Annotated in this window: 11 protein-coding genes; 6 read left to right on the plus strand and 5 right to left on the minus strand. The window is 63.6% G+C overall.

Annotated features, from left to right (window positions below; all coding sequences use genetic code 11):
* The first annotated feature begins 162 nt into the window (after positions 1 to 162).
* The 5 genes from CXZ10_RS12280 to CXZ10_RS12300 all read left to right on the plus strand — a co-directional run bounded on the left by CXZ10_RS12280 (position 163) and on the right by CXZ10_RS12300 (position 3,323).
* Positions 163 to 516 carry an ArsR/SmtB family transcription factor gene (locus CXZ10_RS12280; protein ID WP_210199914.1) on the plus strand — a complete coding sequence of 118 codons (354 nt, stop codon included), beginning with the start codon at positions 163 to 165 and terminating at the stop codon, positions 514 to 516.
* A gap of 112 nt (positions 517 to 628) precedes the next feature.
* Positions 629 to 967: a rhodanese-like domain-containing protein gene (locus CXZ10_RS12285; RefSeq protein WP_101289637.1), complete on the plus strand. Its 339-nt coding sequence runs from the start codon at positions 629 to 631 to the stop codon at positions 965 to 967.
* Between the two features lie 139 nt (positions 968 to 1,106).
* Positions 1,107 to 1,907 carry a transporter substrate-binding domain-containing protein gene (locus tag CXZ10_RS12290; protein WP_101289638.1) on the plus strand — a complete coding sequence of 267 codons (801 nt, stop codon included), beginning with the start codon at positions 1,107 to 1,109 and terminating at the stop codon, positions 1,905 to 1,907.
* A 7-nt stretch (positions 1,908 to 1,914) separates the two neighbouring features.
* Positions 1,915 to 2,739, plus strand: a complete 825-nt coding sequence (locus tag CXZ10_RS12295) for an amino acid ABC transporter permease (protein ID WP_101289639.1) — start codon at positions 1,915 to 1,917, stop codon at positions 2,737 to 2,739.
* Between the two features lie 71 nt (positions 2,740 to 2,810).
* Positions 2,811 to 3,323: a dihydrofolate reductase family protein gene (locus CXZ10_RS12300; RefSeq protein WP_101289640.1), complete on the plus strand. Its 513-nt coding sequence runs from the start codon at positions 2,811 to 2,813 to the stop codon at positions 3,321 to 3,323.
* Positions 3,324 to 3,370: 47 nt separating this feature from the next.
* Here CXZ10_RS12300 and CXZ10_RS12305 read toward each other — a convergent pair whose 3' ends face one another.
* The 4 genes from CXZ10_RS12305 to panE all read right to left on the minus strand — a co-directional run bounded on the left by CXZ10_RS12305 (position 3,371) and on the right by panE (position 9,445).
* A complete protein-coding gene (locus CXZ10_RS12305; RefSeq protein WP_101289641.1) occupies positions 3,371 to 4,990 on the minus strand; it encodes a methyl-accepting chemotaxis protein in 1,620 nt (539 codons plus the stop codon).
* Positions 4,965 to 5,489, minus strand: coding sequence for a PAS domain-containing protein (locus tag CXZ10_RS12310; RefSeq protein WP_101289642.1), 525 nt, complete (start codon positions 5,487 to 5,489; stop codon positions 4,965 to 4,967). The genes CXZ10_RS12305 and CXZ10_RS12310 overlap by 26 nt, the downstream gene beginning before the upstream one ends.
* A 276-nt stretch (positions 5,490 to 5,765) precedes the next feature.
* Positions 5,766 to 8,210, minus strand: a complete 2,445-nt coding sequence (locus tag CXZ10_RS12315) for a glycoside hydrolase family 94 protein (RefSeq protein WP_101289643.1) — start codon at positions 8,208 to 8,210, stop codon at positions 5,766 to 5,768.
* Between the two features lie 311 nt (positions 8,211 to 8,521).
* Positions 8,522 to 9,445, minus strand: coding sequence for a 2-dehydropantoate 2-reductase (gene panE, locus CXZ10_RS12320; RefSeq protein WP_101289644.1), 924 nt, complete (start codon positions 9,443 to 9,445; stop codon positions 8,522 to 8,524).
* Positions 9,446 to 9,594: 149 nt separating this feature from the next.
* Here panE and CXZ10_RS12325 point away from each other — a divergent pair, with 149 nt between their 5' ends.
* Positions 9,595 to 10,443, plus strand: coding sequence for an aldo/keto reductase (locus CXZ10_RS12325; RefSeq protein ID WP_425298927.1), 849 nt, complete (start codon positions 9,595 to 9,597; stop codon positions 10,441 to 10,443).
* 80 nt (positions 10,444 to 10,523) lie between these two features.
* Here CXZ10_RS12325 and CXZ10_RS12330 read toward each other — a convergent pair whose 3' ends face one another.
* Positions 10,524 to 11,960, minus strand: a complete 1,437-nt coding sequence (locus CXZ10_RS12330) for a gamma-aminobutyraldehyde dehydrogenase (protein WP_101289646.1) — start codon at positions 11,958 to 11,960, stop codon at positions 10,524 to 10,526.
* Between the last annotated feature and the right edge of the window lie 10 nt (positions 11,961 to 11,970).

The following is an 11,970-nucleotide window of genomic DNA, read 5'->3' on the forward strand; positions in this document are numbered from 1 at the left end:
TGACCCGACGTATCAATCGCCGAAACTAGCCCTGTCTTTGATAACAATTTGCTAAGCTATCTTGGCATTGCCGAGGAAATGCCTGAAGTCCGAAGGATTGGATTTGCCAGATTGCGTATATTTGAATATTATGAGTTTAATAACACACGAGAGGTTCCCAGCATGTCCTCGGTCGAAACCAGCCTTTGCGAACCGTTCGCCAATCCGGTCGACGCCATGGAGTCGCGGGCCGAAGAAGCGGCCCGCCTGCTGTCGGCCCTCGGACAGACCAAGCGGTTGATGGTTCTGTGCCGCCTCGTCGACAACGAGATGTCGGTCGGCGCGCTTGCCGAAGCCGTCGGGCTTGGTCAGTCGGCACTGTCGCAACATCTCGCTCGCCTGCGCGACCTCGGCATCGTCGCAACGCGCCGCGAAGCGCAGACCATCTATTATCGTCTCGCATCCGACAACGCGCGGCGGCTGATCGGCCTGCTTTACGAACTCTATTGTGCCCCCACGGCCCAGAGGGGCAGTTGACGGCCACTGGTCGCTCGCCCATTGAGTGGGGCCGGCGGTTCCATTGACGGATGTTAAACATTAGAATATTATGATTTAATAATACAGATAACGCATTTGATCGGAGGTCGTCATGGTCTCGTTCTTTTCCCGCAATCCCCTCAAGACCCTGCCGCCGGATGAGGTCAAGGACCTGCTCGATCGGGAGGCCATTCACCTCATCGACGTGCGCGAGGTCCATGAATGGAACGATGGCCACATTCCGGGCGCCGTTCATCGGCCGCTGTCGGAAATGGCCACCTGGGCTGGCGACTTGCCGGACGACAAGCCGGTGATCTTCTATTGTCTCTCCGGCGGTCGGTCGGGACAGGCGCTCGCCTGGTGCCAATCGGCTGGGCGGGCTGTTGAGGGTCACATGGGCGGCGGCATCAGTGCCTGGCGGATGCATGGCCTGCCGGTGACGCGGGACTGACGGATCGAACTTTTCGGTCCGGCCGGGGTGAGGGTAACTAACCCCTTGCCAGCCTTGCGCGAAAAAGCCAATAGTGGCCGTCACGCGCCGGCAACGGAGGGATCTCGTTCCGGCTACCTCAGCGACGGAGGATCCTTTCATGCAAGGTGTTGCGAAGGTGGCGGCTGCCGCCGCCGTTGTGTTGTCCGCTTTTCTTTCAGGGGCAGGTGCCGCCGAGCTTCCCGATCTCAAGGGGCGTACCATCGTCGCGGTCACGGAGAACGCCTACGTTCCTCTCAACTTTGCCGACCCGAAGACGGGCGAGGGCATCGGCTGGGAATATGACGCCTTCAACGAGATCGCCAAGCGTCTCAACGCCAAGGTCGAGTGGAAGCTGACCTCCTGGGACGCCATGATCCAGGCCATCCGCGATGGCCAGTTCGACGTCGGCATGGATGGCATCACCATCAACGACGAGCGCAAGCAGCAGGTCGACTTCTCCGATCCCTACATGATCTCCGAGCAGTTCATGTTGGTGCGTGCCGATGAGAAACGTTTCACCGACGGCCCGTCTTTCGCGGCTCTTAAGGATGGTCTGGTCGGCGCACAGCCCGGCACCACCAACTTCTATGTCGCCATCTACAATGTGCTCGACGGCGACGAGAAGAACCCGCGCGTCAAGCTGTTCGAGACCTTTGGTGCCTCGGTTCAGGCGTTGAAGGCCGGCGACGTCGACACCGTGCTGATGGACCGCACGTCGGCCGACGGCTACATCGGCGCTCAGCCGGGTGCCTTCAAGATCGTCGGCGGTCCGCTCGGCCGCGAAGAGTTCGGCTTTATCCTGAAGAAGGGATCCGACCTTACCGCCCCGATCAACGCCGCCATCGCCTCGATGAAAGCGGACGGCACGTTCGACGCGCTCAACAAGAAGTGGCTCTACGACTACAAGAGCCAGAACTGAGCCGGCCTTGACCCCGACAGAGCCCCGTCGCCGCGAGCTGCCTTTATGGCTGATCGCGGCGATCCTCCTTGCGATCGCCTTCGGCCTCGTCATCGGTTCCGACGAGAGCTATCGCGTCATCTTCAGCGCCGTGGCGACCGGCATCTGGGTGACGGTCTTCGTGACGGTCATCGCCTATGTTCTCGCCTGCCTGATCGGCCTCGGCATCGCCTCGGCCAGCCTGTCGAAACACCGCTTCCTGCGCGAGGCGGCTACCTTTTACGTCGAGATCATCCGCGGCGTGCCGGTGCTGGTGCTGCTGTTTTACATGGCCTTCGTCGCGGCGCCGGCCCTGGTCGCTCTCTGGAACCTCGTCACCGCGCCGCTGCAGGCCACCGGGCTCATCGAGCCGGCCAGCGTTCGCGACTTCGATCTCCTGTGGCGGGCCGTCGTGGCGCTGGTCATCTCCTATTCGGCCTTTCTGTCGGAAATCTTCCGCGCCGGCCTGCAATCGGTGGATCGCGGACAGATCGAGGCGGCCAAGGCGCTCGGTCTCACCCGTTTCAAGGTCTTCCGCCTGATCATCCTGCCCCAGGCCTTCCGCACGGTGCTGCCGCCGCTCGGCAACGACTTCGTGGCGATGATCAAGGACTCCTCGCTGGTTTCGGTACTGGGCGTGCAGGACGTGACGCAGCTCGGCAAGGTCTATTCGTCGGGCACCTTCCTGTTCTTCGAGACCTACAACGTCGTCGCCTATGTCTATCTCTTGATGACCGTGTCGCTGTCGCTCGCCGTCCGCGGGCTGGAAAGCCGCTTGCAGCGTCACCGCGACTTCATCGGCGACCGACGCTGACCGGCGTAGACTGCTGACGGGATCCGGTGCCGCCGCCGCTATGATCCGGCCCCCAAAACCGGAGCCTTGCCATGATCTGCGGATACATCGCCTCGACGCTCGACGGCTACATCGCCGCTCCCGACCACAGCTTCGCCTTTCTCGATCCCTATCCCGCCGAGGATGCCGGCTACGAGGAGTTCTACGCCGGTATCGGCACGTTGGTGATGGGGCGCATGACTTACGAAGTCTGCCGGCGAGCCATGCCGTCATGGCCCTACGCCGGAAAGCGCCTGATTGTCGTCACCTCCAGGGAAATCGCCGATCTGCCTGACGATGCCGAAACCTGGACAGCTGGTGTCGATGCCTTGATTGACCATCTCCGCAAGGACGCCAAGCAGGATGTCTGGATTGTCGGCGGCGGTCGGCTGCAACAGGCTTTCATCGATCGCGACGCGCTCGACCGGCTCGATCAGTTCATCGTCCCGATCATCCTCGGCGGTGGCATTCCGCTGTATTCCGACGTCGCCCGGCAGAAGACGCTGAAGCTCGTGGAGGTCGGTCGCTTCGACCAGATCGCCCATCTCCGGCTTGAGCGGGCGTGAAGAAACACGGCGCCGGCGATGACCGGCGCCCTCTGCCGTGGGTTGCTTCAGGCGGCGGCCGTCATCGCCCGCCCTTTGCTGACCAGACGGCGTAGACGGTTCGATGCGGCCGGCGTCATCTCGGCTTGCCGGAACTCGACGCCGATATTGCCGTCACGGATCCAACGGATCGTGGCCGGTACGTCGATGTCCGCTTCACCGGTGATATGCACGTCGTCACCGATCCTGAGGTCGGGCAACTGGCCGCCGAACCGGCCGCCGGTCATGGAAATGTCGACGCAGGTCGCCTGAAACGAACCCCGCGCCGAGGCGATGGTGACGGCATGGCCACCCGGTACGCGCTCGGCTGCCTGACGGCGATCCAGCGGTCCCCGCCGCAGTCTGACCAGGAACTCGCGGACCGTGACCGCCAGCCGGTCTCCTTCGGCCGACAACGCGCCGGAGGTCGAGAACAGGCCTTGCGCCAACGCGGAGGTTTCGCGAGCGATGCCGGTGATGCCTGCGATACGGTCGGAGACCTGCCTGGTTCCTTCGGAGGCGTTGCCGACGCCCTGGGCGATCTCTGTCGTGGCGGCGATCTGCGCTTCGATCGAGCCGCGCATGTCCGCCGTGATGGCGTTGATCTCGGCGATGGTGCCGCCGATACCGGCGATACTGCCCACCGCTGCGCGGGTGGCCGCCTGCACCTCGGAAATGTGACGTGTGATCTCGCCGGTGGCGGCGGCGGTCTGCGAGGCCAGTGCCTTCACCTCCTGGGCGACGACCGCAAATCCCTTGCCCGCCTCGCCGGCGCGTGCCGCTTCGATGGTGGCGTTCAACGCCAGGAGGTTGGTCTGGCCGGCGACCTGTTCGATCATGCCGATTACGGCGCCGATCTTCTCGGCAGCCTCGGACAGGCCGGCGACGATGCGCTGGGTTTCGTCGGCGCGGCTGACGGCTTCGCGGGCAATGGCCGCGGACCGCTCGACCTCCCGGCCGACCTCGCGGGCAGAACCGGTGAGCTGCGCCGCCGCCTGAGCGACCCGCTGCACGTCGCCGGAGGCCATGCTCGAGCTGGACGCCGCGTCGCTGGCGCGCTGGTCGGTCGAACTCGCCCCCTCACCGAGGCGCGTCGCCGCTCCTCCCATGTCGCGCGAAGCGTCGACGAGGCTTTCGACGATCGAGTTGATGGTGGCGCCAAACTCGTCGGTCGATATCTCGAAGGCTTCGACGCGTTCCTGGATCACGTCGGTGGCTTCGTTGATGGTGGTGGAGGCGCGGAGCAGGGCGCCTTTCATGCCGTTGGGCAGGATGCGGCGGTAGTAGCGGTTGAGGCGAACCGCCTCCATGGCGGCGCTGGCTTCGCGCACAAAGGCATCAATGTGGTCGGCCATGTCGTTGATGGCTTCCGTGAGCTCGCCGGCCTGCCCCCACTGGTCGAATGCGAGATCACGAACCTCAAAATCGCCCTCTCCAAGGGCGCGGGCCACCTGGATAGACCGTCTGACAGCGGCGGAGAGGCGCAAGGCAAGCACAAGAACCACAGCGGTACCGGCCGCCGCGGCGGCGATCAGGCAAAGCGCGACGGTCGGCATGTCGGCCATTACGGCGCCGGCAGCGCCGGCAAGCAGCAGGATGACCGCCAGGCCCGGGGCGAACGCCTCAAAGCGAGAAGATGAGTTCGTCATAGCTGGCGGCTTTCGATTTCACGATGTTCATGAGCTGGGCGAAGGAGGCAACGAGCCCGTCCTTGGGGCTGGCGTGTGCCGCTTCGGTTCTGAGCAGCTCGCCATAGAGCGGCTCGATCACCTCGCGAACGATGCGCCGATCCGGCACGCGCCGGCTGGAATGATAGCCGGTAACCTTGCCGTCACTGCCGAACGACGGCGTGACATGGGCGAACACCCAATAGAAGGCGCCAGTACGGGCCATGTTCTTCACATAGGCGAAGACTTCCCGCTCCTCGGCGAGCTGATCCCAGAGCAGCTTGAAGACGCAGCGCGGCATGTCGGGGTGGCGAATGATCGAGTGCGGCGCGTTCATGAGCTCGGCGCGGCTGTAGCCGCAGATGCGAGAGAAAGTGGAGTTGGCGTAAGTAATTCGTCCCTTGAGGTCGGTTTTGGAAACAATAATTTCGTCGGGCAGAAAGGTGATTTCTTCGGAGGTCGGCTGAATGCGCGGCTTCATGAGCTGCACCTCGGTGCACAAGGCTATAGTTGCGCAAACATGGCGGGGTAGTCGTAAACAAAGAATAACGGTTCAGGAATATAACCGGCCACCCGCCCAAAGAGGTAATTTTACGTATACCTGTCCTGTCTTTTTGTTTCGATGGGTGTAGTTCAGTCAGTTGAAATCGTTCTTCTCTATTCTCTCAACGGCGCTTGGTACTGATGGTCGGCGCCGCCAAACAAAAAGGGCGCCACCGAGGGCGCCCTTCCTGCGTTTGTTTGTCAGTGCCGACGATCAGCCCAGAATGGCTTCCACCTTGACCGTCTTCACGCCCTTGGCCGGCGGCGCCACGATGTCGCCCTCGACAGGCTTGCCGTCGACGGTGAGCGACACCTTGTTGCCGGCGCCATTCCGCTTCACCGAGATGTCGTAGGTGACGCCACGGAAGGTGCGGCTCGCCGTGAAGCCGGTCCAGCGCTCCGGCACCACTGGCGCAATCCTGAGGCCGGTGTACTCGGGACGAATGCCGAGGATCCACTGGGTGATGGCGTAGTAGTTCCAGGCGGCCGTGCCGGTCAGCCAGGAGTTCTTGGCCTCGCCATGGGTCGGCGCGTCGCGGCCGGCGATCATCTGGGCGTAGACATAGGGCTCAAGACGATGGACGTCCGAAATGCCCTCGCGCACCGACGGCGAGATGCGGCTGTAGTAGTCGAAGGCCGCGTCGCCGTTGCCCAGCACCACTTCGCCGATGATCACCCAGGGATTGTTGTGGCAGAAGATGCCGGCATTTTCCTTGTAGCCAGGCGGGTAGGTCGAGATCTCGCCATACTCGATGTAGTAGCGGCTATAGGCCGGTTGCTGCAGCACGATGCCGTGCGGCGTGGCGAGATGCTTGCGCACCGCGTCGAGTGCCGAGCGGGCCTTGCCATCGTCGACGCCAATGCCGGCGAGCGCCGCAAAGCCCTGGGATTCGATGAAGATCTTGCCTTCCTCGTTCTCCTTCGAGCCGATCTTGCGGCCGTAATCGTCATAGGCGCGGACGAACCACTCGCCGTCCCAGCCATGGGTGCGCACGGTCTCGTCCATCTTTTTGGCGACGTCGGCGTAGAAGCTGGCATCGTCAGCCTTGCCGACCTGAGCCGCCAGGGCCGACAGCTCGCGGGCCGACAGCACCATCAGCGCGCCGATGAACACCGACTCCGCCACCTTGCCGTCCTTGCTGGTGGTCGTCTGGAACGACTGGCCGGGCGTGTCTGAGAAGCAGTTGAGGTTGAGGCAGTCGTTCCAGTCGGCGCGGCCGATCAGCGGCAGCCCATGCGGGCCGAGCCGGTCGAGCGCATACTGGATCGAGCGACGGAGATGTTCGTAGAGCGGCGCCTCGGTACCCGGCTGGTTGTCGAACACCACGGGCTCGTCGAGGATTGAGAAGTCACCGGTTTCCTTGAGATAGGCGGCAACGCCGATGATCAGCCAGTGCGGATCGTCGTTGAAGTCGCCACCGATGTCGTTGTTACCCTTCTTGGTCAGCGGCTGGTACTGGTGGTAGGCGCCACCGCTCGACAGCTGGGTCGCCGCGAGGTCGAGAATGCGCTCGCGCGCCCGCGACGGCACCATGTGCACGAAGCCCAGAAGGTCCTGGTTGGAATCGCGGAAGCCAAGGCCGCGGCCGATGCCGGTCTCGAACGACGAGGCCGAGCGCGACATGTTGAAGGTGGCCATGCACTGGTAGGCGTTCCAGATGTTGACCATGCGGTTGGCATGCTCGTCCGGCGAGGCGACCTGATAGACGCCGAGCAGATCGTCCCAGTGCTTGCCGAGCGCCGAGAAAGCCGCCTCGACGTTCTTCACGTTGCGATACTTGGCGATGATCGGCTTGACGGTCGCCTTGTTGATGGTCTGCGAACCCGGCGGGTCGAACTTCTGCTCGTTCGGATTCTCGTGGTAGCCCAGCACGTAGATGATCTGACGGCTCTCGCCCGGCGCGAGCGTCAGCTTCACGTGATGCGAGCCCATCGGCGACCAGCCGTAGGCGATGGAGTTGCGCGACTTGCCTTCCTCGACGGCGACCGGGCGGTTCCAGCCGCGCCACGGACCGAGGAAGCTCTCGCGCTGGGTGTCGAAGCCGGCGAGCGGCTCCGAGCAGGAGAACCAGGCGAAGTGGTTGCGACGCTCGCGATACTCGGTCTTGTGATAGATGACCTCGTCCTCGACCTCGACCTGGCCGGTGGAGAGGTTGCGCTGGTAGTTGGTGGCGTCGTCGTTGGCTTCCCAGAGGCAGAATTCAACAGACGAGAAGATCGAAATATCGGCCGGCGTCAGGCGCTCGTTGGTGACCGTCGTCTGCCAGATCTCCAGCGTCTCGTCGAGCGGCACGAAATAGCGGGTGGCGGTGCGGATGCCCGAACGCTTGGCCGAGATGGTGGAATAGCCCATGCCGTGCCGGCAGCTATAGTCTTCGAGGTGCGACTGGGTCGGCATCCAGGAGGGCGACCAGTAGTCGCCGCTGGCGTTGTCGCGGACATAGACATAGCGGCCGCCGAAGTCGGCCGGCACGTTGTTGTAGCGGCCACGGGTCAGTCGGCGCAGGCGGGCGTCGCGATAGTAGGAATAGCCGCCACCGGTGGCGGACAGGATGCCGAAATAGCCCTGGCAGCCGATGTAGTTGATCCACGGCAGCGGCGTGTCCGGCCGCGTGATCACATACTCGCGGGCCTTGTCGTCGAAATAACCATACTTCATGGCGGCATCCTGCTTGTCGATGCTATGGTCCCGCCTCAGCGGGCAGAAAATCGAGGCGAACGCGTCCTCTCCGGCGGTATCCGGCCAGCGTTCGGCGCACCTCTTAGCACAGTTGCGCGCAAGGCAGAAGCGTAACGTTTCGGATTTGCCCAGACTTAGGAATTCTACCGGTGGCGCGCGCTTGCGAGCCGCCGGCGTTTCCACGCGTTTGGCGGAAGAGATGGAAAAAATGCAGCCGTCATCCGCCTCGGAAGGCGGACTTCGCTTGTCGGTCGTCCGGAGCACCGGAAACGTTCAGGATGACGTCATTCCTACTCTTCCCGCCGCCGCGCCGCGTAGACGCCGAGATGAATCGCCGCCAGATGGAAATAGGGCGTCTTCACGCCGACCGAAGCCGCGCGTGCCAGCAGATCATCGATGATCTCGTCATTCTCGACCGGCAGGCCCTTGATGAGGTCACGATACATCGAGGCGGTCATCGGCGAGCCCTGCGCGGTGAGCAACTGGCGCGTCGCTTCGAGATAGGCCGGATCGGGCGCCTTGCCGTGGGCGGTGGCAACGGCCGTCACCTCGGCGAGCAACGCCTCGATGAAGGAGCGGCCGCCCGGCCGGGCGACGATGTCGCCAATGGTGCCGCGCATCAGGCAGGTGGCGGCGCCGAGGCTGGCGAGCAGCACCCATTTCTCCCAAAGCTCGCGGCCGATGTCATCGGACAGCCTGGCGTCGAAGCCGGCGTCCTTGAAGAAAGCGTCGATGGCGTCGATGCGCGCACTGCGGCTGCCGTCATACTCGCCATAGATCAGGTCGTGCAGCGGCGACATCTGGATGATCCGGCCGTGGTCGTCGAGCCGGGCGTTGATCTTGCAGAAGCTGCCGATCACCCGTTCGGCGCCGAAACGCTCGGCCAGCACGTCGAAATGCTTGAGGCCGTTCAGCACCGGCAGGATCAGCGTGTTCGGCCCGACCACCGGGGCAATGTCGTCCATCGCCGCCGCGAGTGAGTAGGCTTTCACACTCATCAATATGAGATCGTAGGAGCCTTTCAGCATGTCGGCGGTGACGATCTTCGCCTCGATCCGGGTCTCCCCCTTGGGGTCGACGATGACGAAGCCGTTCTTGGCGATCTCCGCCGCCCGCTTGGGGCGGATGAGGAAGGTGACGTCGCGGCCGGCGGCCGCCAGCCGTCCGCCGAAATAGCCGCCGGTGGCGCCGGCGCCGACCACGAGAAGCCGCATGAGATGTCCTTTCCCTTGATCCATCGAGCGCCTGATGGCGCAGAAGTTGCCGCAGGATAAAGGATTCCCGCCGGGCTCGTCACGCACTCGACGCGAAAACGAACAGCAATCGCCCATCGATGGCCGTCGGCTGCTATAGTCCATCGGAGTTGAGGGAGATGCCGATGAAGACCGTTCGCTTGCCAACTGGCGAAACCGTGCCGGCGCTGGGCCTCGGAACCTGGATGATCGGCGATGATCCGCGCAAGCGTGCGGATGAGATCGCCGCGCTGCGCCGGGGACTGGATCTCGGCATGACTCTGATCGACACGGCGGAAATGTATGGTGAAGGGGCGTCCGAGCAACTGGTCGGCGAGGCGATCGCCGGCCGGCGCGACGAGGTGTTCCTGGTGTCCAAGGTCTACCCGCACAACGCATCGAAAACGGGGACGGTGGCCGCCTGCGAGCGTTCGCTGAAGCGCCTCGGCACCGACCGGCTCGACCTCTACCTGCTGCATTGGCGCGGAAAATATCCGCTTGCGGAGACGGTGGCGGCCTTCGAGACGCTGAAAGCGGCCGGCAAGATCCGCCACTGGGGCGTCTCCAATCTCGACGTGACCGACATGAAAGAGCTCGTCGGCGTGCCGGATGGTGGCGGAGTGGCCGTCAATCAGGTGCTCTACAATCTGTCACGGCGCGGCATCGAGTGGGATCTCCTGCCCTGGATGCAGCAGCGCGGCGTGCCGGTCATGGCCTATTCGCCGGTGGAACAGGCCAAGCTTCTGAACGATCGGCGCCTCGCGGCGCTGGCCGCCGAGCATGGCGTGAGTGTCGCCCAACTGGCGCTCGCCTTCGTGCTCGACCGCGACGGCATGATCGCCATCCCCAAAGCCGGTCGGGCCGCCCATGTCGAGGACAACGTCGGCGCCCTCGATATCGTCATCACCGACGAGCTGCGTGCCGCCCTCGACAAGCTGTTTCCGCCGCCCAGGCGAGCGACATCGTTGGAAATGATCTGATAGGAGTCGTTGCGACCCTCAGGACAGGGGCCCCGCAACTCTCCCCGCGCGGCCCCGTCTCATCCCTATGTCGTCTCCTCTCAGAGCTTGACCATGACGTGGCGGACCACCGAATAGTCCTCCAGCGAATAGACCGACATGTCCTTGCCATAGCCCGACTGCTTCATGCCACCATGCGGCATCTCGCTCGCCAGCATGAAATGGCAGTTGATCCAGCTTGCGCCATATTGCAGCCGTGCGGCAGCATTCATGGCCTTCGAGACATCCTTGCTCCAGACTGATGACGCCAGGCCGTAGTCGCTGTCGTTGGCCCAGCCGATCACGTCATCCTCGTCGGTGAAGCGGGTGACGGAGACCACCGGCCCGAACACCTCCCGGCGAACGATCTCGTCGCTCTGCAGGGCACCGGCGACCACTGTCGGCTGGTAGAAGAAGCCGGGACCATCGACGGCCGTGCCGCCGGTGGCGATCTCGATATGCTTCTGCTCCATGGCGCGCTCGACGAAGCTGGCAACGCGTGCCCGCTGGCGCGCCGAGATCAGCGGGCCGATCTCATTGTCGCTATCGTCGGTTTCATTGAACTTGATGGTGGAGACCGCGGAGGCGAGTTCGGCCACCAGCTTGTCGTAGATCTTCGAGCCCGCATAGACACGGCAGGCTGCGGTGCAATCCTGGCCGGCATTGTAGTAGCCAAAGGTGCGCAGCCCCTCGACCACCGATGCAATATCGGCGTCGTCATAGACGATGACCGGCGCCTTGCCGCCGAGTTCGAGATGCGTGCGCTTGACGGTCTTGGAGGCCGCCTGCAGCACTTTCTTACCGGTGGCGATATCGCCTGTCAGCGAGACCATGGACACATGCGGGTGGTTGATCAGCGGGCTGCCTACACTCTCGCCACGGCCGACGATGACGTTGACGACGCCGGGCGGATAAATGTCCGCGGCCGCTTCGGCCAGCTTCAGCGTGGTGAGCGGTGTCTGTTCGGAGGGCTTCAACACCACCGTGTTGCCCGCGGCAAGCGCCGGCGCGATCTTCCAGGCCGCCATCATCAGCGGATAGTTCCATGGCGCAATCTGGCCGCAGACCCCGATGGGATCGCGGCGAACCATCGACGTGAAGCCTTCGATATACTCGCCGGCGGCCATCGCCGGCACAACGCGCGCGGCACCGGCAAAGAATCTGAGACAATCGATAACGGCGGGAATCTCATCGCGCAGCACGGCGTGATAGGGCTTGCCGCATTGCAGGGCTTCGAGGCGGGCGAAGGTCTGCGCCTCCGCCTCGATGCGGCTTGCAAGCTGCAGCAACAGGGCCGAACGGGCAGCAGGCGTCAACCGGCCATAGCTCGCGAAGGCTTCGGACGCGGCCGCAACGGCGGCCTCCACCTGATCGATGGAGGCTTCGGGCATGGCAATCAGCGTCTCGCCAGTTCGCGGATTGAGCACATTCTCAACCGTCTCCGTTCCGGCGACGAACTCCGATCCGATCAGCATCTTGGAAGGCAGGACGACAGTCATTTTGGGCTCC

Source organism: Pleomorphomonas diazotrophica (assembly GCF_002844595.1).
GTDB classification, from domain to species: Bacteria; Pseudomonadota; Alphaproteobacteria; order Rhizobiales; family Pleomorphomonadaceae; genus Pleomorphomonas; species Pleomorphomonas diazotrophica.

Excerpts from the sequence above, each read along its gene's own strand:
- CXZ10_RS12280 (WP_210199914.1), top strand. The coding sequence starts at position 163 with ATGTCCTCGGTCGAAACCAGCCTTTGCGAACCGTTCGCCAATCCGGTC.
- CXZ10_RS12285 (WP_101289637.1), top strand. The coding sequence starts at position 629 with ATGGTCTCGTTCTTTTCCCGCAATCCCCTCAAGACCCTGCCGCCGGAT.
- CXZ10_RS12290 (WP_101289638.1), top strand. The coding sequence starts at position 1,107 with ATGCAAGGTGTTGCGAAGGTGGCGGCTGCCGCCGCCGTTGTGTTGTCC.
- CXZ10_RS12300 (WP_101289640.1), top strand. The coding sequence starts at position 2,811 with ATGATCTGCGGATACATCGCCTCGACGCTCGACGGCTACATCGCCGCT.
- CXZ10_RS12305 (WP_101289641.1), bottom strand. The coding sequence starts at position 4,990 with ATGACGAACTCATCTTCTCGCTTTGAGGCGTTCGCCCCGGGCCTGGCG.
- CXZ10_RS12310 (WP_101289642.1), bottom strand. The coding sequence starts at position 5,489 with ATGAAGCCGCGCATTCAGCCGACCTCCGAAGAAATCACCTTTCTGCCC.
- CXZ10_RS12315 (WP_101289643.1), bottom strand. The coding sequence starts at position 8,210 with ATGAAGTATGGTTATTTCGACGACAAGGCCCGCGAGTATGTGATCACG.
- panE (WP_101289644.1), bottom strand. The coding sequence starts at position 9,445 with ATGCGGCTTCTCGTGGTCGGCGCCGGCGCCACCGGCGGCTATTTCGGC.
- CXZ10_RS12330 (WP_101289646.1), bottom strand. The coding sequence starts at position 11,960 with ATGACTGTCGTCCTGCCTTCCAAGATGCTGATCGGATCGGAGTTCGTC.